A 20,586-nucleotide genomic window follows, 5' to 3' on the forward strand; every position below is an offset into this window, starting at 1 on the left:
CCCCTTGGCTACGACGTTAGGCCAGGCCGCTGCCTGGGCCGGGGGCTACCGGCTCAGTCCGCGGCTCGGGTCGAGCCTGGCCGCGGCAAGGGTGAGACCTGGGCCGCTGGCCTCGCTGCTGGCCATGCGTTGCTGGCGTGAGCTGAGCAGCCGCTCGGTCAGCGCCGCCTGCAGGAGCTCGGCCTGTTCGTCGCTGCGGATTCTGCTCAGCCGGGGATGGTCGACGTGGTGTTCGGGGTCTGGGTCGACGAGACCGAGGCTGGTGTAGAGGTGGTTCGCCCGCCGCCCCCGGCTCATCCCGACGTAGCCGGCTTCCCGGCACAGCGCCGTGCTGCCGTACACCAGCGCAGTCTCCACCGTGATCCCCTGGGCGCGGTGGCTGGTCAGCGCGTAGCCGTGGATCAGATGGTCCGCGCACCACTGCCCGTCGAGGGTGTGCGTGCGCCCGGCGGCGGTGAGCTCGATCCGCCCGGCCCGAGGATGCAGGGCGGTGATCTGACCGCGGGTGCCGTTGAGCAGCCCGCACCGGTAGTCGTTGGCGGTCACGACGACCTCCTCGCCCACCCGCAGACCCAGTTGGCCGAGCTCGGCGGTGACAACGATCTCGGCATCCCCGAGCAGGTCATGCTCGATCAACGCGCCCCGGATCGCGGCGTTCAGGGTGTGGGTGTCGACCCGCCGGCTGGTGATCGCGACGATCCGGCCGGGGCCGGCGGTCCGCCGGTCGGCGAGGTAGTCGGCCACCAGCTGCTCCTGCGCGGTCCGGGTGCTGGGGGTGGCGTGCACCCGGCCGTGGGCCAGGTAGGCGTCCACCGCGGTGGCCACGTCGCCGTCGCGGAGCTTGGTCAACGCGTCGATTTCCCAGCGCTGCTGCTGGCGCTGGTTGCCGCCGAGACGCTCAGCTGCCGGCCCGCGGGACAGGACCGCGAACAGCCCGCCGGCGTCGATCTCGGGGAGCTGACATGGGTCGCCGACGAGCACCAGCTTGCCATCGGCGGCGGTGGTCAGGCGCATCAGCTCGAGCAGCTGGCGGGTGCCGACCATGCCGGCCTCGTCGACCACCAGAACCGCTCCGGCCGGCAGGCCGACCGGCGAGTGGGTGTCCGGGTCGACGCGGTTGACCTCCATCAGCAGCCGGGCGAGTGAGGAGGCGCAGATCCCGGCGCCGTCGTGGAGGGTTTGCGCGGCAATCGCCGCCAGCGCCGCCCCGAGCACCGGGTGGCCGGCCTGCTGCCACGCGGTCCGGGCGGCCGCCAGCGCCCGGGTCTTCCCGGAACCGGCCGGGCCCACGAGTACCTGCACCCCGGCGCCCGAGCTGGTCAGTGATCGCACCACCTGGGCCTGCTCGCCGGACAACCCGGCCCCCGTGATCGCGGCGTCCACGGTCGCCGCCGGCACCATGCCGACAGCGGCCTTGCGCCGGGAGCGGGCCAACGCGAGCGCGTCACGTTCGGCGCGCAGCATGTCCACCGTGCTGTAGCGGCGGACGTCCGCCGGAAGTTCCGGTGCCAACGCGACGACCTGCGGGTCGCGGATCAGTTCGGTGGCCAGTGTCCGCAGCCGCTCCACGGTGACGTTCGCCCCGGCGGGTAGTTCGTCGCAGAGCCCGCGCAGCAGCCCGCGGCGGTCGAAACTGGCCCGCCGGAAGGTCAATCCATGCGGGGCGAACAGCCGGTCGGCCAAGACGTCGGCGGCCGGGACGTCCGGTGGGGTGATCCGGTGCAGCACCTCGGTCAGCTCGGCCGGGTCGAACCCGGCGTCGACGGACCGGCGGGTCCACTCCTCGCGCAGACTGGTCTCGCCGCGGTGCCGCTTAGCCGGGCGGGTCACCAGGGTCGCCACGTGTGCAGCCTTCGGGTCGTCCCGGCCGACCCGATCGAGTTCGGCTTCGATCTCGGCCCGTCGCCGGGAGAACAGCCGGCGCAGGCCGATCGGCACCCCACGGATGTCGGCGATACCGTGGCGCACCGGCGACCAGCCCACCCCGAGGTTGGCGGTGAGCTGGCCGCGTAGCACCGCCTGGTAGAGGTGGCCGGCGGTGAACGCCTCGGCGTATACCGCCCGGGTGTCCAGGGCGGAAAACCGGCCGTCGACACCGCGGACCAGGTTGACCAGCACGACGTGGGTGTGCAGCTGCAGATCCTCGGCCCGGCTGGCCCGGTGTTCGAACGCCACCCCGATCAGCCCGTCGGTGCCGATCCGCAGCGCGGATGCTCCGTCGTGGTGGCCGCGCAGTGCGGTCGCGCACCGGCGCTCGAGGTAGCCGACGGCCTCGGCGACCGCCGTCTCGTGCGCGGACCGAACCTGCTCGGCCACCGCCGACCCGGACAGCCCGTACAGCACGCTGACGCTCTTCGGTGGGGAGAAGCACACATCCAGACCGGCCCGGCGGACGTCCACCCGCTCCTCCGCGGCCGCCAGCGCGGTCGCGAACCGATCGACCCCGTTCGGCTGCCGGTACAACCCGGTCGCGTCCACCCCGACGGCCGCCGCCAGCACGGCGATCCGGGTCGCCGGTGCCGCCGCCCGAGGTAGCCTCGCCCGGCTGCGGTCCCGGTCCACTGCGGCGGCGAACCGGGCGAACTCCCCGGCCCGTTCCGGATCCGCGATCAGACGCTCGACGCTGACCTGCTTCTCCGCGGCCTTGCGGGTGATCGCTTCCACCAGCGGGCGCAGCGGCAGCCGTGCCCGGTCCGGCAGCCGACGCACCGGCGCGACCAGCGGCCTGCCATCGGTGTCCCGCCCCGCCAGCAACGCGCGCAACCGCTCCTCCCCCGCCTCATCGAGCTCCCCGACCAGCCCCAGCCCGCGGGCTCCCGCACCGATCCAGACACCGCGCCGTTCCCCTTCCCCGGTGTAGTAATCGGCCGGGCAGCCCGCCTGCCGGCGCAGGTAGTAGTCCGCCGCCGACCGTCCAGCCCCGAGCCGCCCGATCGAGATCATCGCTGGCCGGCCGAGAAGGCTGCCGCACCCACCGGATGCCGGGGTCGGGGCTCGTTCCACCGGCGCGAAGCCGGTCCGTCCTGAGTGCGCACGGGGCCAGCGTCGGCAGCGACTTCACCGCCGACTTCACCGCAGCCACCAGGCACCCAGCAGCGACTTCGCCAAAACTTCACCACCGGCCGGCCGGCGACGCCGTAGGCAACGGCGAACTACGCTCAGCGGGCCGTGCGGAGGGCGCGCCGGTGCCCACCTGGGAGCCAGCGGTCCAGCCGTCAACCGCGGCCGGGAGGGAGGGGCCGCCGCTCGGGGCCGGCCCGGGGGCGGGAAAACACCGACGTCCAGGCCGTCCTGACCTCGCATCCGACCTGCAGACCCGGCGCCGACGAGCGCCGAAGTAGTCCACGACCAGCACCCCAGCCGACCGGGCGGCAGTACACCCCGTGCCCGGTACCGCACCGTCTTCATGATCACCGAGAGGACAGGCCCACACAATTGTCTCTTTATGCCGGGACCGGCATAAAGAGACCTATGCCGGCTGGGCTGTTATGCCGGCTTCCGGTTCGTCGTGGGGCGCTTTCCCTTGCTGGCTACGGGTTCGGTTCTGGAGGGGCCCGGCATAACTGCCGCGAGTTGATCAAGCAGGCCGACCATGAGCGAACACAGCGCGTCCTGGACGAGATCGACACCGCCGCCGCCAACCCCCACCCGCACGCCGAGGACGGACTGAGATGACCGGGCTCGTCTGGGCCGACGTACACCTCGGAGTAGGCACCCACGTCCGCTGCCACGGCAAGGGCCGGCGGGAGCGGACCACCCCGCTCACCAGACCGGTCGCCGCCGCGCTCGCCGACTGGCGACGCGAACGCGACCCCGCCCCCACCGAACCGGTGTTCCCCACCCGGGCTGGCACCCGGATGTCCACCGACGCTGTCGCCGACCTGCTCGCCAAGCACGTCGCCGTCGCCTGGCAACGCGCCTCCGCCGGGGACTGGACCAGCTACGCCGCCGAATACAGCCGCCGGAACGGCCCGAACAACGCCCCCGACCCTCGCCCGCGGTGATCTTTCCTGAAGGGCTATTCCGACAGTTCCAATATCCCACTCCGCCAGAGCACGCGGACCTGGCGATCAAGGAAGCGGCCCTCGCCCGCACCGCGCGCCAGCCGCTCGCCCGGCGTCGATACCGGCCACCGGACCGACTGCTTGCCTTCCTCGAAGCGCTGTAGTTATGCCGGCCACTGCGCGGGCCAGATCGCCTTGACCAGCCGCAACGCCGCACGACGCACCGGAAGCCGGCATAACTGCTCAGCCGGCATAGGGATCACGATCCCGAGGCCGCTGGGGCGAATTAGCAAGGGTGACCGGCGGACGCTTGGCCAGGCCGGTTTCGCCGTCGCAATCGGAGGTGCCCCGTCGCGTTGGCCGCTATCACGCACCGAACGGTAATGACCCGTCGGTGCTCTGACTGATCCGTCACGACCAACTTCCTGTGGCCAACCGCTTGCGCGCACGCAAGTCGCCCGAATGTCGGCGCCATCCTCCATACTCCGCGAGTGACCCAGCAGACCAAGGCGCCGAGCGCGGCGAGCTACCTCGCCCACCCCGTCATCGCGGTAGTAGACGCCACCGACGAGGCAGTAGCGGTTTGGTGGGTTCGTCTCGTTCGGATGAGTCAGATGAATGACCGCATCTGCGGCGCCTGGAGGCTCGCGCATAGCGACGTGGACACGCTGCATTCGGTGATTGCCCGACGAATCGGCCTTGCGACCACAGCCGGTCAGGTGGGACTCGACAAGGCGGGCGGTCTGGGGATGGCCCGCTACGTCGACCGGCTCCTGGAGGCTGGGACAAGCTCCAGGACATCCGTACGAACCGGTCGGTACTCGAGGCCGCTACCGGCGACTCCGTGACCTCCGACCCCGAGCCTCAGCTGTTGGCTCTCGTGCTTGTCGGTGCTCGATGAGCCTGACCTTCGCGGCGATCGACGTCGAGACCGCGAACAGCGAACGAGGCAGCATCTGCTCCTTCGGCGTCGCGGTGGTCCGCGACGGCCGCGTTGCGGAGAAGCATCACTTCCTGACCCGACCACCCAGAGAGTTGGACTGGTTCGACGGCTTCAACGTGATGCTCCACGGCATACGTCACGAGGACGTCGCCGATCAGCCCCGCTTCCAGCAGCGACTCGCCCAAGTCCTCGACATTGTGGGAAACCTTCCCGTCGTGGCGCACAACGCCGCGTTCGACATCGGCGCAATTCGGATGGGATGCGACGCGGACGACCTGGACTGGCCAACCCTGACGTACGCGTGCTCGCTGATCATGTCTCGCCGCGCGGGCCTTGCGCTTCTGAGCTATCGACTGCCGGTCGTTTGCGAAGCGCTCGGCCTCCCCTCCGGACAACATCACAGAGCTGACGATGACGCGGAAGCAGCGGCACGAGTCGTGTTGGCCCTCGCCGAACGGCAGCAGGCTGAGAACCTCGAAGACCTGGCTCGCAGCCTCATGGTTCGGTTGGGCAAGATCACGCACACCGAATGGACTGGCTGTATCCGAGCGTACGCGGGAGCGGCTCAACGGCCCACGGCGAACCTCGACGCCGACCCCGATCACCCCTTGTTCGGCAAGTCGATCGCCTTCACCGGAGGGATCAGCATCGTCCGGGCGGACGCATGGGCCCTTGTCGCCGACCTTGGGGCCACGCCCTTAAAGGCTCCGAACAAGCACACCGACTTCCTCGTCATCGGGGACGGATTCGCCGGAACTTCCGCCGCAGACTTCCGCGCAGGCAAGGCGGCCGCAGCCGTGCGAATCAACGCCAAGGGTGGGCACATCGAGGTACTCACCGAAGGAGACCTCCTAGACCTGCCCGCCGAAACGACGACCTCTGGATCACGCGTACAGGCGCCCGTCTAGCAACCCGAGACCTGGCTGCAAGCTCCCCGGGGCACCAGGAATAGCACGCCGGGCGGGCCGGTGGATGGCGGCGGTCTGAGGGCTGTCCATAACGACGCTGTTCTGGATCACCCCCAGGCACCTCGCGTGAGGCTCCGTACCGATGGGTCCTGGTCTGATTCAGCCTCTTCCGTCCGGGGGTGGCCGTAGCCTTACCGGGGTTCGGGGTGCGATGTCGACGACGGCGTGAGGGGTGGCTGATGGGACTTCTAAACAGAATGAAGGCGCGAGCGGCCGAGTCCGCCGCCCGCCAAGCCGAGAGGCTTCCGCCAGCGCCGCAAGCTCCCCTTATCCCTCCGCCGCTGGCCCCCAAGTCTGCTCGGCCGGCAGCACCCAGACCCGCAGCCAAGCAGAGCGAGCCCACCGACCCGTGGGTGCCGTTCGGCCAGGCCGTCAATGTCGGTGGTCTGACGCTGTACGGGGGCCTGCTCAACGTCGGGCCTCGTCTGCAGTCCCTGTCACAGTGGCGAGGTGACGAGCCGGAACCCTCCCTGATCAAGCCCACGTTGAAGATCAACATGAGCAACCCCGACGACGCGGGCGCGGGCGTCGGGTATTGGGCGTCGTACAGCAACCTGAGCCCCGAGACGCGGGCCGGCTATCTCCGCTGGCTGGCCGAAGGCCGCAATCGTCCCGGTGGCCCGATCGGCTTCATGTTCTTGTACTTCTACGGGCTCGAACGCCGTCTGCTCGTCGACATGCACCAGGCCGGGACCGTGGCCACCGAGCGGCCCGTACTGATCAACGAAGTTCAGCGGCTGCTCGACCTGTACGGCGATCACAGCTCCGTCAGGCGCTACCTCAGCGGACTACTCACTGCCGTGACACCCCTTGACGGGCCCCGCAGATACCTGGGCGCCCCAACACCTGCCGGGTACTCATGGGAGATGCCGTTCGACACCGCGCTCGGGCTCGGACAGCTCGTCACCGACGGAAAGGCGATCCCGACCGCATGGGCTCAGGCATGGTGGCAGAGTCACCCGGACTCTCACCCGCGAACCGCCGTTCAACGTTGCCCGCCGGAGTTCGCAGAGGTCTTCGCGGCCTTGTACACGAAGCAGTTCGGTGAGGGACTCGTACTCAAGCCCAACAAGAAAATGCTGTCCTGGCAGTACCGGCCAGCAAGCCCGAGCATGAACGGCGGCATCACTGTGACCGCGGACGTTCCCGACGTCCGTACGCTCAAGGGCCCGTTCAACAAGCTAGCTACAATCGCAGAACAGGCGACGGACAGCCTGGACGCGTACAGCCGTCATGTGCGCAAGAACCCGTTACGAACGCTCTCACCACATGCCATCGGGCTGTTGCCACCAGAGGTCCAGCGAGTCGGCGATGCGGACACGACGGCGCTCCTTGAGTACGCCGCTGCTATGGTCGAGGGATACACCGAGCGCTCGGTTCGCCTCGTCGAGCTGACAAGCCGTTGGGGTAGCCCCTCGTTCGTGAGGGCTGACGCCGACGCGCTGGCCCGACTGCTCGAGCGGCACTCCATCGGCATCGAGCCCGACGTCCGCTTCGGCGGCCCCGTACCCAAGCCTGACTCGCGTGTCGCGCTGTTCCGCCGCGGTGACAGCCTGACGTCCGCGCCGACACCCGCGTACCTGGAGGTGGTCTCACTCGTGCAGCTTGCCGGTGCTGTGGCCGCGGCCGACGGTCCGGTGCGCGAGAACGAGATGGACACCCTCGTCGAACACGTCAGCCGGGGTGCTGGGCTGAGCGCCGACGAGCAGGCCCGGCTTCGCGCCCACCTGCTCTGGGTGAGTGAACACCCACCGACGCCAGCAGCACTGCGCAAACGCGTGGACTTGCTCGATGACAACCAGAAGGAGCAGGCGGCCCGGCTCCTGGTGGCGGTGGCCGCTGCGGACGGACAAATCACACCGGCGGAGATTGACGTCCTGGCCCGGCTCTTCGTTGTCTTGGGTTTCCAGTCCACGGACGCGTACGCCCAGGTCCACGCCCTCGCGGCGGGTCAGGGGCAGTTGCGAAAGCCCACCGTGCGCCCGGTCGCGGACCCGCTCGCCCCCGCGAAGACGTCGGGGCAGCCCTCACCCGGCTTTGCCTTGCCGCCCAGAGAATCGGCGCTTGGCGTGCCAGCTCCGTCCGACGTGGAAGCCCTCCAGGTATTCGCCCTCGACCCCGAACTGCTCGCAAAAACGCGTCAGAGCAGCGAGCAGGTAGCCACCCTTCTCGCCGGCATCTTCACCGAGGACGAGCCCGTTCTCCCCGCGCCAGAGCCAGCGGCAGCTGCCTCAGACGACGAAGAGCAGGACACCGCATCCGGTCCACCGCTCGTTGGCGGACTTGACGCCGCGCACAGTGATCTGCTTCGCGTCCTGGCAGGTCGTCGGACCTGGAGCCACGCCGACTTCACCGCCGTGTGCGCCGAGCACGCCCTGCTTCCAGACGGGGCGCGGGACACCCTCAACGAGACCGCCCTCGACGTGGTCGGCGACCTCGTTTGCGAGGGCACAGATCCGATCGACATGAACAGCGACGCCCTACAGGAGATGCTTTGAGCGCCCCAGACGACGCGACCGTCGTTCCCATGAGACTGCGGCCACGAGACCGCGATGCCGTGGTCAACAGCCTCCGGGCCGGAGTCGTTCCGCACGGCGGCTTCCAGCACATCCAGGTCGGCAGAGCTGCGGAAGTAGCGGCACTCAGCGCCGACCTCACGAGGGTGGCCGACGGCGGCAGCCTCGTGCGATTCGTCATCGGCGAGTACGGAGCGGGCAAGACTTTCTTCCTGAACCTCATCAGCTCCATAGCCGCAGAGAAGAAGCTGGTCACCGCTAGCGCTGACCTCAACCCGGACCGCCGTCTTCAGTCGAGCACCGGCCAGGGCCGATCGCTCTACGCAGAGCTGATGCGCAATCTCGCCACCCGGGCCCAGCCTGACGGAGGAGCGCTCGGAGCTGTCGTTGAACGCTTCGTGACGAGCGCCCGCGCTGAGGCTGGCAGCCACGGGATCGAGACTGGCCAGGTCATCGCCAAGCGCCTCGAACGCCTCTCGGAGATGACCGGCGGATATGACTTCGCACACGTCATTGGTCAGTACTGGCGGGGGTACGACACAGGTAACGATCAGCTCAAGACGGATGCCGTTCGTTGGCTGCGCGCCGAGTTCACCACCAAGACCGACGCTCGCATAGCGCTGGGCGTGCGCACGATCATCGACGACGGCTCGTTCTACGACAGCCTGAAGCTACTAGCGACGTTCGTGCGCCTCGCTGGCTTCACCGGGCTGCTGATCTCACTCGATGAGTGCGTGAACCTGTACAAGCTCGCGCACACGCAGAGCCGCAACGCGAACTACGAGCAGATCCTGCGCATTGTCAACGACTGCCTGCAGGGCCAGGCCATCGGCCTGGGCGTGTGTTTCGGGGGAACGCCAGAGTTCCTTATGGATGGTCGGCGAGGGTTGTACTCCTACGACGCGCTCCGCAGCCGTCTCGCGGAGAACTCCTTCGCGATTGGTGGGCTCGTCGACTTCAACAGCCCGGTGCTGCGTCTGGCGAACCTCACCCCGGAGGACCTGTACGTGCTCCTCGGCAAGCTCCGTCACGTGTACGCCGCCGGTGACACAAGCGCGTACCTGATCCCGGACGAAGCCCTTGAGCAGTTCATGCAGCACTGCCGCACGCGGGTGGGAGACGCCTACTTCCGCACCCCACGCACCACGATTCGCGAGTTCCTCAACCTTCTCGCCGTTCTCGAACAAAACCCTGGCCAACACTGGCAGAGTCTACTGGGCAAGATCGAACTCGCCCCCGAGTCCAACCCCGACCTTGAGCCCCTCCCGGACGAGACGCCCGAGCGCACCGAAGTAACGGCTCCGGTGCCTCCGGCCGACGTTGAGCAGCCCAGTGGGTTTGACAGCCCCGCCTTCGATACAGGCATCCATGGCGACGATGACGATGACCTCGCCACCTTCAGACTCTAACCGGACCCTTGACGTGGCCTCAACCACCGGATCCGGCGCGTCGACCGCCTTCGACCAGCTCGCTGTCCATGTGCGTCGGTGGGTCTACGACGAGGCGTGGACCGGGCTACGCGACGCGCAGGAGGCGGCGATACCGCTGATTCTTGGTGGGCGACATGACGTGCTCATCAGCGCGGCAACTGCGGGCGGCAAGACCGAGGCGGCGTTCCTGCCCATCGTCAGCGCGCTCTTGGACACACCCCAGGCCGGCGGCGGTATTCACGTCTTGTACGTCGCTCCGCTCAAAGCGCTCATCAACGACCAGTACCAGCGACTGTCCAAGATGTGCGACGGCACCGACGTCGAGGTCCATCGCTGGCACGGGGATGTCGCAGCGGACCGCAAGCACAAAGTGCTCCAGAACCCGGGGGGGATTCTTCTCATCACCCCAGAGTCGCTCGAGGCCATGTTCGTCCTGCGGGGCACGAAGATCCCGGGCCTATTCGCGAGCCTTCGTTACATCGTGATCGACGAGCTGCACGCTTTCCTGGGAACCGAACGGGGTGCGCAGCTGCTGAGCCAGCTGCACCGTCTCGAGCTCGTCGCCCGGCGCCGGGTCGTCCGAGTCGGGCTGAGCGCGACGCTGGGAGACATGCGTCTTGCGGCACAGCAGCTCCGGCCCGCAGATCCCGACCACGTCGCGCTCGTCGAGAGCTCCGAGGGCGGCCAGGATCTGCAGCTGGCGATCCGCGGCTACCTCGAAGTGCCACCACCACCGGCCTCCCGACCAGCAGCCTCGACGCACGGCCGGGGTGGTGCTCAAGCAGATGCTGGGGGTAGCGGCTCCGCCGAGGAGCTCGACGACGACGACGCCGAGACGAGCCGGGCTACGCCCGAGCGTCAGATTGCGGAGCACCTCTTCGCGGTACTACGCGGAAACGACAATCTCGTGTTCGCCAACAGTCGAACGAATGTCGAAAAGTACGCCGACCGGCTTCGGGTTCTGTGCGAGCGGACCAACCTGCCCAACGAGTTCTTCCCGCACCACGGCAGCCTGAGCAAGGATCTGCGGGAGGACGTTGAAGCGGCGCTCAAGGACCCGAGCAAACCCACGACCGCGGTCGCGACAACAACGCTGGAGATGGGCATCGACATCGGAAGCGTCACCTCGATCGCGCAAGTCGGCGCCCCATTCAGCGTCGCCAGTCTGCGTCAGCGGCTGGGCCGCTCCGGAAGGCGCGGAGAGCCCGCCGTCCTCCGCGCGTATCTCATCGAACCCCAGACCGACGCACGCACTCCCTTAGACGACCAGCTCCGCGGCGGACTGGTTCAGACCACCGTGATGCTTGAGCTGCTCCTGCAAGGCTGGTGTGAGCCGCCCGACCCGGCGGTCTTGCACTCCAGCACCCTCATCCAGCAGATCCTTAGTCTCATCGCCCAGCACGGCGGTGCGAGGGCGGAACAAGCGCACCGCGCGCTGTGCGGACCAGACGGACCGTTCCAGGGCACCGACCCGAGCCGCTTCACCGCGCTGCTGAGGGCGCTGGCGGCAGCAGACGTTATCGAGCAGGACCCGGACGGCGCTCTGCTGCTTGGCGAAGTCGGCGAGCGGGTTGTAAACCACTACAGCTTCTACACCGCATTCCAGACACCCGAGGAGTACCGCCTTCTCAGCAACGGCCGGCAGCTGGGGACACTGCCGGTCGACTTCCCGCTGTACTCGGGGCTGCTGCTGGTATTCGGCGGCAAGCGCTGGCAGGTCATCAGGGTCGACGACCGCCAGCGGACCGTGGATCTTGTCCGGGCAAAGGGCGGCCGGCCGCCCGCGTTCGCTGGCGGCGGACCCGACATTCACAACCACGTAAGAGCCCGGATGCGCACTTTCCTCGGCGGTACGGACGTCCCCGCGTACCTGAACCCATCGGCACGACGGATGCTCGAGGAGGCCCGTTCGGTGTTCGCGCGCGAGAACCTCGGCCAGGTGGGCGTCCTGGACCGCGGGTCGAGCACCATCCTCGTTCCCTGGGTCGGCAGCAAGGCCGCGCATACACTCGCGATCCAGCTCCGGGCGGCCGGGATTGAAGTCGTCGTTGACGGGCTCACCCTGACATGCGAGAAGAACACCACCCTTGAGGTAGTCGAGGCACTGTCCGACCTTTGCGCTAGCGGGCCCGCTGATCCGGTGGCCCTCGCGGTCGGAGTCCAGGCGAAGGAAGGCAACAAGTACGACGCTTGGCTCAGCGAAGCGCTCCTCAACCAGGACTACGCGGCGCGAGCCTTCGACACCAGCGCCGCACACACCGCCGCCGAACGTCTCCTTCACGAGGTCCAGCTGATGCCGGAGGAGGCGGCCAACACCGTTCCGAGCGACGAACCCGTCGACGTCGACCGCCTGGCTTAGACGCCGCAACAAGGCGCCACTGTCCAGACGCAAGCGAAGGCCCCCGGGGACTCAGGCACAAGATGCCGAACGGTGCAACCCCAGCGGGCACCGCGCACCGCGCTCTGGACTATCAGGGGAGCCCGTTCGGGCGAAGGTGACGCGGTACCACCAGACGCCGCGCAGCAAGGCCAGCAAAGTGTCGGAGGAGATGCGCACAATGTGCATCGACGGTTCGGGAGAGGAAGCTGTGACGGTGGAGTTCGCGCCTCCGGACGAAGAGGAGCCGGCACTGTCGCCCGCCCCGGATCAGCCGCCGCATGTGGGCCGGGTGATCGGCACCGAGGACGCGACACCGCTCGTCTTTCACGTCGCCCTGGGTGAGGAGCAGTACCTCCAGCTCGATGAGGTGGTCGCGTCACGAGCCGCCCTCTGCCGGGCGGTCGCACCGTGACCACCTCAGGCGTCGTCACCCAGGTGACCGGACGGCACGAAGGGGCAACATTCGCCTCGGACGGCTTCCTCATCAGCGATGGCGTGCATGGCGAGTAGCCGGGGGGTGAGATTCCTCCCGGCTACTCGCCAACATCCCTCGAACCGCCGCGCCAGCCTCCCCCCGATGCACCTGGCCCAGGGTCAGTGGAGCTGGGCGGTGCGGGGGGTGATCTCCTCGGCCAGCTCGACGTACCGGCACAGCACGTTGGCGAGCCGCATCTGCTCGACCGTGCGACAGCGCACCGCGAGCAGCGACGGGCTCCCTACCACGACACACAGGGCCTTCGCCCGTGACACGGCCACGTTCAGGCGGTTGCGGGAGTAGAGGAACTCCATCCCGCGCGGCACGTCCTCGGCGCTCGACGCCGTCAGTGACACGATCACCACCGGTGCCTCCTGGCCCTGGAACTTGTCGACTGTGCCCACCCGGGCGCCAGCCGGCAGGCGCTGGGCGAGCAGGTGGACCTGGGCGTTATACGGGGCGACCACGAGGATGTCGTGGATGCCGAGCGGGACGCGTGCTCCTTCACGGTCGGTCCACTCCCGGCCGACCAACGCCTCGAACACCCGAGCCGCCACCTCGGTCTCCTCGACCGACGACGTGCGGTTCCCCTCGTGCTCAACCCCGAGCCACCGCAGGCCGGCTCCTCCTACAACGGGTCCGTCATCGACGCGCTGGAGGGCACAGCGGTCCTCGCTCTGGAGGCGCCCGTTGTAGACCTGCTCGGAGATGAACCGACAGATCTCCTGGTGGAGCCGCCAGCTGCGGTCGAGGAAGAGCCCGAGATGCTCGGGCACCGTGGCCTGACCGGCGAGCACGTGGTCAAGCCCGGATACCCCCGCGCCGTCGGGATGCGTGCCCTTCGACGGCTGCGCCAGCTGACGGGGGTCGCCCACCAGGATCAGGTTGGATGCGGCGGGCGCGACGGCCAGCACGTTGGCGAGCGACAGCTGGCCCGCCTCATCGACCACGAGCGTGTCGACTGCGCCGGCCATCCCCTCCCTGGCAAACAGCCAGGCGGTGCCGGCGACGACGTTGACTGCGCCTGCCGCCACGACGGCCTCGACGTCGTCGTTGCTCGTCGTGGTCCGGACCGACGGGTGATCGACACCGCCGCCGTCGTCGGACACCTTCTGGACGGCACGCAGCCTGATGTCCTGCCTGGCCGCTTCGCCGGCGACGCACATGAGCAGGTTGGAGATCACGGCGTGGCTGTTGGCGGTGATGCCTACCGTCCGCCCGTCGGCCACCAGCGCGGTGATCACCCGCGCCGCGGTAAAGGTCTTGCCCGACCCGGGTGGTCCCTGGATCGGCAGGCACGAGCGCTCGAGCCCTCGGGCCAGGCGGATTGCGGCAGCGAGCACCGGCTCGTCGCTGCGACGCAGGGGATCCCCCTGACGGACCCCGGTCACCCGGGGTGGGCGGCCGGCGAGGAGCTGCCGGGCGGCCTCGGCCGGGCCCGGACCATCGATTCCGTGGTCGAGCAGCGCTTCGGCCACCCGTCGCAGCGAGGCCCGCTGCTCGGCGGTTCGGATCGGCCCGCCGGGGATCAGGGCGGACGGATGGGGGGCCGTTGAGGTGGCGCCCCGTCGCAGCTGGAGGGTTCCCCCTACCGGGTCGACGCTGACCAGGGTGCCGGGTCCGGGGATCTTCGCGCCGGTGTCGTACTTCATCCGCTCGGTGGCCGGGTCGAGCACCTGCGCGCCGGCCTGGAACTTGTGCTCCTGGGCTGGGTCGAACTCGTAGCGCCAGATGAGGGACCGCTTGTCCGGCGTTGGCTGGCCAACCGGGCGCAGCCCGGCGATGGTTTCGGTGTCGGCGAGGAGGTCGGCCTCGTCGCAGCGCAGGACCCGGTCGAAGTAGCGCCACCACTCGGGCTTGTCCTCGCGGCGGTGCCAGCGCAGCAGATGCGCCATCAGCCAGCGGGACCGGGTCTTCTCATCGGCGTCGGTCGGTGGGTCGACGCGACTGCCGAGCAGGCGACCGGCGAGATCGTCCTCCTCCGTCGGTGTCTCGGGCGGGGTCTCGTCACTTGCCGCCACCGATCGGCTCGCGGGACGGACGACCTCCTGTCCCGCCGCGACTACGTCTTTGCGGCGCTCCTCCAGCCAGTCGCGTAGGCGCCAGGTCGACCCGACGTCATCGCGGTTGTATGCCTCGATGTCATCGAGGATCTGCTGGTCGCCGGTCTGCAGCCACCGCTCGTAGCCGACAATGCTGGTTTCGGAATCGGTGATCTCGCCGGTGCGGGCGCCCATGTAGAGGGGCTCAAGCTTCTTCAGCGCGTACGACGGTGAGCCGATCACGAGGCCTTGGCGCACCACCCGGTACAGGTCGACGAACACGGCGCCTCGTAGCAGGTCGTCAAGCTCGGCCTCCCGGGTGCCATAGCGGCCCATGAGCCTTCCGAGCGCGTTCGGCTCGTAGGGCGCGTAGTGGTACACGTGCATGCGCGGATGGAGCCGGCGCCGCTCGACGATCAGGTCGATGAGCTCCTCGAAAGCCCGGCGCTCCTCGGCTGCGGTGTGGGCCCAGAGCGCCCGGAAACCGAACCCGTCGACCTCGGCCCAGCCGACGCCGTGGAGGTACTCGATCCCGACGGTCCCGACGTAGGGGTCGCCCTCGATGTCGTAGAACAGGTCGCCGGGATTGGGCTCCGGCAGCGCCGCGAGCCCGCGGTCGGCCTCGACTGGAAGGATCAACTCCACGGGCGGCGCTTGCCCGACCCCCCTGGCAGCCTGGAGGCGGGCCTGCTGCCGCAGCCGAGCGAGGGTTGCCGCGCCGACGCCGCGCACCGCCAGCGTGTCGGGACTAGCGGCCAGCGCGGCCAGCGTGGCGACCCCGGCGGCCTCCAGCTTGCGGGCCTGCTCCCGGGTGAGGGTCGCCACCCGGCACAGGTGATCGTCGTCCTCCCGGCGCTGCTCGCACGCCTCCACCCAGCGGCACACCGAGCAGTGCTCGACCGGCAGCGGGTAGGTAACCCGCCGCCCGGCGAGCGCGGCGAGGAAACGGGCGCGGGCTGCCCGGTAGTAGGCGGCAACGTCGGCCAAGCGGACCGTCTCGCGGTGCTGGCCGCCGAGCACGACGTGGATCTGCTGTGGGGCGACCCCCTGGATCCGTTCCACCTGTTCGGCGTAGTGACAGAGCTGCAGGATCGCCGACGGCTTCACATGGCGAGCGAGCTTGGTGTCCTCCGGCTCGTAGCCGTGATCGCCGAGCGAGCTCGGGTGCCCGACCTTGCGGAGGAAGTCAGCGTGACCTCGCCACGCCACGTCGGCGGTCTCGTCGAGAAACGTCGCCTGGAACACGATGTCGATACCGGCCCGCATCGCACGGACGGTGTCGGCCTCGCGTCGACGGAGCGCGGCGAGGCGGTCGACGTCAACAGCGGGTTCGGCGATCTCGGCGACGCTCAGCCCGGCATCGGCCAACGAGGCAAGGTAGGCGGCCTCATGTTCGAGTCCACGGCGCTGGAGAACCTCGAGCTCGGGGTCATCGCGGGTGGGCTTGCGCAGGCCGCCGTCCAGCGCTTCGAGATCGAGCACCGAGAGGTGCCCGCAGGCCAGGTGCCCCACCAGATCGGTGGCGCTCACGATCAGCTTCCCGCCCGCTCGATCCATACCGACTTGCCCGCCGCCTCTCCCTCACTGTCTCACGCGGGCCTGCCGGAGATCAGCACCGACCAGCCGGCCTCAGTTGGGCAGCGAAACCACCGTCGCGCTGCCAACGCTCTCGTACCGGCCCGGCGTACAGGTGAGCACAATGATCTGGCAGGACCGGCCAGCCACCGAGATGACTGCGCCCATGCGGTCGAGTTTGCGTGGGTCGCTCCAGCCAAGCGCGTCATCGAAGATTACGGGTGCACCACCGTCGGCGGCGACGATCGATGCGCAGGCCAGTCGGCTGATCATGCCGAGCTGCTCCTGCGCACCGCCGCTGAGGTCATCGAAATCGAGAGTGACTCCGTCGAGGGTGCGGCGTGCGATGCGTAGGTCGTCGTCGAGTTCGACCTCGAGTGAGGGACGGAACACAAGGCGACCGAGCTGCTCGATGCGCTCTCGGAAGGGAGCAACGTAGCGATGGTGCGCCTCTGCCCGTCGCTTGGCGAAGGTGTCGAAGAGGAGCTTGGCCGCTGCGGCCCGTGCCTCGAGCCGCTCGTGATCGACGGTCAGGCGGACGAACTCGGACTTCGCGATGTCGAGCTTGTTGGCCAAGCCCTCTTCGCCTCTAAGTGCCAGCTTCGTTCGGAGGTCGCGAGTGGTGACCTCATTGTCGTGCAGATCGTCGGCAAGCCGTTTCTTGACTGCACGGGCATTCTGCAGGAGCTCCTCCACCGAGCCGGGGTCTTCCGCTGCGAGTCGTGTTTCGGCCTCTTTCAGTTCTTTGATACGGGCAAGCACCGCTGACTCGGTATCGGCCAACTGTTTGGCCACGTCCTCGTCGACGACGTCGTCTCGCGCTACGTCGAGCGACTCTTCGGCCACGCTCAAGGCGGCTTGGGCCTGCGCGAGGAGCGCCTTGGAAGTGGCATCGCCCAGATCAACTTCCTGGACTGCGGCCGAAGCAGCGACAAGATCCTTCTCAAGGCGCTCGCGTTTCTCCCGGCACTCCTGCAGGACGCGGTCGCACTCGGAGGCGAGCACCTGAGCCGAGCCGAGGTCGGGCGGGATGGGAGGCTCGGGCGGCCGTTCGGATTCGTAGCTTGCTACGTGAGCCGTCAGTCGCTCGACCTTCTGGGCTAGCGCCTCGCGCGTGAGGTCGCGTAAGTCTTGATCGATCGACTTTGCGACCTCGACGAGCACTCGCTCTGCTTCGTTGCGAGCCGCCGCGGCCTTGCGCGCATCCGCTAGGCCGGTGACGTGCCCCTCCTCGCACACCGACGCGAACCCGGTCTGCGCCTCGGCAAGACGATCGGCAAGTACCTGAGCCTCGGCACCAGCCTTGACGACCATGCTGACCGTGCCCGGCACGATCACCTCGACCGACCCTGCCACGACGATCTTGTGGTGTCCTCCGGATTCGAGAACGACTGATCGGCCGTCGATCTCGATGCCGATGTCGGTCAGTGCCTCGGTGTTGACGGTGGCGGCTGCGCTCGCTGCTGACGCCCCGGCCTTCGCGAACTCCAGGTGCGCATCCTCGATGCGCTTGACCAACTCATCGTCGACGTGGCTCGCATCGAGGACTGTTGCAGCTTCCGAACGGCGGCGCATGGCGTCCAAGACCCTGTCGTTACGCTCGGACAGTTGCTCCATCTCGATCTGCTGGCGCCGGTAGTCGCGGTCGCCGAGGGCCAACCGTTGGGCGATCTCGGCCTCACGCACCTCGCCCTTGCAGACGTCGAACGTCTTCTGCGCCTCGCGCCGACGATCCTCGACCTGAGTGCGAGCGGGAAGTGCGGCCGCTACCTGCGACTCGAACTCGGCGACGGCATCGGCCGCGTCGGCAGCCCGCTGGACGAGCTCGGTCCGGCTCTTGCTGACCTCGAGCGCGCGGTCATGGTGTGCTTGGCCCGTGTCTTTCAGGCCCGCCAGCCGCTCGACCTCGTTGCGGTGGGTCTTGATGGCTTCAAACCGGGCGACGAGATCGTCGAGCACCTCGTCGTGGTCCTTCTGCTTGTTGACCAGCGCTGCAGTATCGGCCATGAGGCGCGCTACCTGCTCAGCATCTTCCTCTAGGCCAAGAAGGATGGCCTCGAACTCGGCAACCTGTGAGGCACTCGCAGCGACGTGAGCCGAAGCGGCTGTTCGGTCAGCTCTCGCCTGGCCGGTCGCGGTCCAGTAACGGTCTCGTTCGGTGGTGATCCGAACCCAGAGATCGTCCTCGCGATCACCCGCGGAGTCACCCCCGGCGGCAAGGTCGAGCGCTCGACCCAATGATCCGCCTGCGAAGGCGGCCTGCTCAAGCTGGGTGCCCTGCCTTAGGCGTAATGCCTCCCACAACCCGCCGTCAAGGGTCTCGTCAAGGATCGAACGCACCTTGTCGTGAGCTTCTCGACCCGTGAGCTGGGTCCTCTCGGGTTCGAGGATCTCAAGCACCGTCTCCTTCTGCCGGTGCCAGCGCTTGCGGTAACGGAAGCGGTACGGACCAGAGGACATCTCGATCTCGACCTCGGCGCCCACATCCCTTCCTGCCGGCTTCACCGCCTTGACCCCGCGCTTGCTGGAATCGTGGCCCTGTCCGGGCGGATTCCAGGCATCGTCACAGTGGGGCCAATTCAAGTTGACACGGCCATGGAATCGTCACGCTCGGCGAGAACGAGGTCGATCGCCTCAGAGAGAGAGGTCTTGCCGACCTCATTGTCACCCTCGATGATCGTGACCCCCTCGTCTGGGAACTCGACCTCGGCATCGATGATCCCGCGGTAGTTGTGGAGCTGGATTCGATGAATCCTCACGACGCGACCCCCGCCAGCCGGTAGAGCAGGCCCAGCGCATCACGGGCTTCGAGCGCGTCATCCTCAGTTCCGGCTCCGAGCTCGCGGAGGTCCTGGAGTGCATCGACGGCGAAACCCGACAGTCCGAGGCCCTCGAGGTCGTCGCCATCAGGCAGGACGACAAGGTCACTGCGTCGCTCCCACCTCTCCAGCGCACCTAGGAGATCCGAGGCGAGCTCGAGTGTGACCTCGAGTTGAGCCATGTCGGCGAGCGACAACTGCCCGACGAGCGAGAGCTTCACGATGGTCCGCTGCTTGTCGGGAATCCCATCGAGGAACTGCTTCACCCGCTCACAATCCGGGAGGCCTACCAGGTCGAAATGCTTGCGCAGGAAGTGCCAGCTGCCGACCCGACGGGGTTCAACGGAGATCGAGCCAGCCCTCAGATCGACGATCAGAACATTGCCGGGATCGGTCTCGTCGTAGTCCGTGGGCTCAGGCGCACCCGAGTACCAGACCCGACCGGTGCCACCGACTGAAGTAGTGGAGTGCCGATCGCCCAGAGCGACGAAATGTATCTTGCCCGCAGAAACCGCAGTCTCGACATCAGCGAGCACGATGAGTGCAGGATCGGTCGGGTTGGGCGACAAACTGTCGGTGGCGCCGTGGCCCACGACCACCCGGAGCATTCCGTCGGCAGGCAGGTCGTTGATGGCACGCGACACGAGGTCGACTAATGGCCGCTTGTTGGGCCAGGGAGCCCCGATGATCGTGACGCCTGGTGCGACCGGTCTCTCGACGCTGGCATCGAGGGTTACGACGTTGGGTGGACGGTTCTCAAGGAAGGTCTTCGAACGGAAAATTGACGCGGCGTCAATGGGGTCGTGGTTGCCCGGAAGCAGGTAGAAGGTGACGTCAGGAGTGGCCTTCATGGCGTCGAGAGCGCGAACCACCACCTGGCGCTCGACCTGGTTGGACTCGAACACATCGCCGCAGACCACAACGAAGGAGCAGTCCTCCTTGAGGGCAAGGGCGCCGATGGCGCCGATGGCCTCAATTCGTGCTGCGGTGAACCGGGCTTGAGCCTCGCCCTCAAGGAAGTGTCGGGTCATCCCGAGTTGCCAGTCGGCGGTGTGCAAGAACCTGGTCACGTAGCGACGGTACAAAAGTGGTGTGACAGTCGCCGTGGGTGGCGAGCAGCCGGGGGGAATCTCACCCCCGGCTCTCCTAGAAACGTACGGTTGCGGTAGGGACCTGTGGGGTGCCAGAGTCGCCGCACGAGCCTCCGACCCGGAGCTTTGCCAGCCGAAGGAGGGCCGCAGTGTCGGGCACGTCCAGCGATCGGCCAGATTCCGCAAGACTCGGCTCAAAGCTTCCGGGGTAACCAACGAAGCCGTGCGTTTCACGCTGAAGGACGGGTCCTGACGCTGTCCGCCCGGGCCGCGACGCGAATGTGGCCGGTGCTGATCGATCGTCCCACAAGCGAAACGTCTTGCGAGAGGTCGATCAAGGTCC

General features: G+C 68.1%; 13 protein-coding genes. 8 read left to right on the top strand and 5 right to left on the bottom strand.

What is annotated here, in order from left to right:
* Positions 1 to 45 precede the first annotated feature (45 nt).
* The gene (gene mobF / locus VNG13_10480; protein ID HVA60943.1) at positions 46 to 2,943 is read right to left on the bottom strand and encodes a MobF family relaxase; all 2,898 of its coding nucleotides are present in this window, start codon (positions 2,941 to 2,943) and stop codon (positions 46 to 48) included.
* Between the two features lie 728 nt (positions 2,944 to 3,671).
* Here mobF and VNG13_10485 point away from each other — a divergent pair.
* The 8 genes from VNG13_10485 (at position 3,672) to VNG13_10520 (ending at position 12,653) form a co-directional block, all read left to right on the top strand.
* The gene (locus tag VNG13_10485; protein ID HVA60944.1) at positions 3,672 to 4,004 is read left to right on the top strand and encodes a hypothetical protein; all 333 of its coding nucleotides are present in this window, start codon (positions 3,672 to 3,674) and stop codon (positions 4,002 to 4,004) included.
* Entirely contained in the window at positions 4,001 to 4,168 is a 168-nt protein-coding gene (locus VNG13_10490) for a hypothetical protein (protein HVA60945.1), read from the top strand. The genes VNG13_10485 and VNG13_10490 overlap by 4 nt, the downstream gene beginning before the upstream one ends.
* Before the next feature lie 327 nt (positions 4,169 to 4,495).
* The gene (locus tag VNG13_10495; protein HVA60946.1) at positions 4,496 to 4,852 is read left to right on the top strand and encodes a hypothetical protein; all 357 of its coding nucleotides are present in this window, start codon (positions 4,496 to 4,498) and stop codon (positions 4,850 to 4,852) included.
* Positions 4,853 to 4,901: 49 nt separating this feature from the next.
* Complete coding sequence (locus VNG13_10500) at positions 4,902 to 5,855, top strand: exonuclease domain-containing protein (GenBank protein ID HVA60947.1); 954 nt, start codon at positions 4,902 to 4,904, stop codon at positions 5,853 to 5,855.
* 413 nt (positions 5,856 to 6,268) lie between these two features.
* Positions 6,269 to 8,413 carry a TerB N-terminal domain-containing protein gene (locus VNG13_10505; protein HVA60948.1) on the top strand — a complete coding sequence of 715 codons (2,145 nt, stop codon included), beginning with the start codon at positions 6,269 to 6,271 and terminating at the stop codon, positions 8,411 to 8,413.
* Positions 8,410 to 9,840 (top strand): ATP-binding protein, encoded by a 1,431-nt coding sequence (locus VNG13_10510; GenBank protein ID HVA60949.1) that lies wholly within the window; start codon positions 8,410 to 8,412, stop codon positions 9,838 to 9,840. Before VNG13_10505 ends, VNG13_10510 begins: the two co-directional genes overlap by 4 nt.
* Positions 9,841 to 9,853: 13 nt before the next feature.
* Positions 9,854 to 12,220, top strand: a complete 2,367-nt coding sequence (locus tag VNG13_10515; GenBank protein ID HVA60950.1) for a DEAD/DEAH box helicase — start codon at positions 9,854 to 9,856, stop codon at positions 12,218 to 12,220.
* A gap of 235 nt (positions 12,221 to 12,455) precedes the next feature.
* Positions 12,456 to 12,653, top strand: coding sequence for a hypothetical protein (locus tag VNG13_10520; protein ID HVA60951.1), 198 nt, complete (start codon positions 12,456 to 12,458; stop codon positions 12,651 to 12,653).
* Positions 12,654 to 12,835: 182 nt separating this feature from the next.
* On the opposite strand, the gene VNG13_10525 is transcribed toward VNG13_10520, so the two are convergent.
* The 4 genes from VNG13_10525 to VNG13_10540 all read right to left on the bottom strand — a co-directional run bounded on the left by VNG13_10525 (position 12,836) and on the right by VNG13_10540 (position 20,222).
* Positions 12,836 to 16,288 (bottom strand): TM0106 family RecB-like putative nuclease, encoded by a 3,453-nt coding sequence (locus VNG13_10525; protein HVA60952.1) that lies wholly within the window; start codon positions 16,286 to 16,288, stop codon positions 12,836 to 12,838.
* A gap of 99 nt (positions 16,289 to 16,387) precedes the next feature.
* Entirely contained in the window at positions 16,388 to 18,817 is a 2,430-nt protein-coding gene (locus VNG13_10530; GenBank protein HVA60953.1) for a hypothetical protein, read from the bottom strand.
* Positions 18,818 to 18,912: 95 nt separating this feature from the next.
* Positions 18,913 to 19,092, bottom strand: coding sequence for an AAA family ATPase (locus VNG13_10535; protein ID HVA60954.1), 180 nt, complete (start codon positions 19,090 to 19,092; stop codon positions 18,913 to 18,915).
* Positions 19,089 to 20,222, bottom strand: a complete 1,134-nt coding sequence (locus VNG13_10540; GenBank protein ID HVA60955.1) for a DNA repair exonuclease — start codon at positions 20,220 to 20,222, stop codon at positions 19,089 to 19,091. Before VNG13_10540 ends, VNG13_10535 begins: the two co-directional genes overlap by 4 nt.
* Positions 20,223 to 20,586: the final 364 nt, after the last annotated feature.

Source organism: Mycobacteriales bacterium, from assembly GCA_035533475.1.
Taxonomy (GTDB): domain Bacteria; phylum Actinomycetota; class Actinomycetes; order DATLTS01; family DATLTS01; genus DATLTS01.

Bases quoted from the DNA above. Each gene is read 5' to 3' on its own strand.
- mobF (HVA60943.1), bottom strand. From the start codon at position 2,943: ATGATCTCGATCGGGCGGCTCGGGGCTGGACGGTCGGCGGCGGACTAC.
- VNG13_10485 (HVA60944.1), top strand. From the start codon at position 3,672: ATGACCGGGCTCGTCTGGGCCGACGTACACCTCGGAGTAGGCACCCAC.
- VNG13_10500 (HVA60947.1), top strand. From the start codon at position 4,902: ATGAGCCTGACCTTCGCGGCGATCGACGTCGAGACCGCGAACAGCGAA.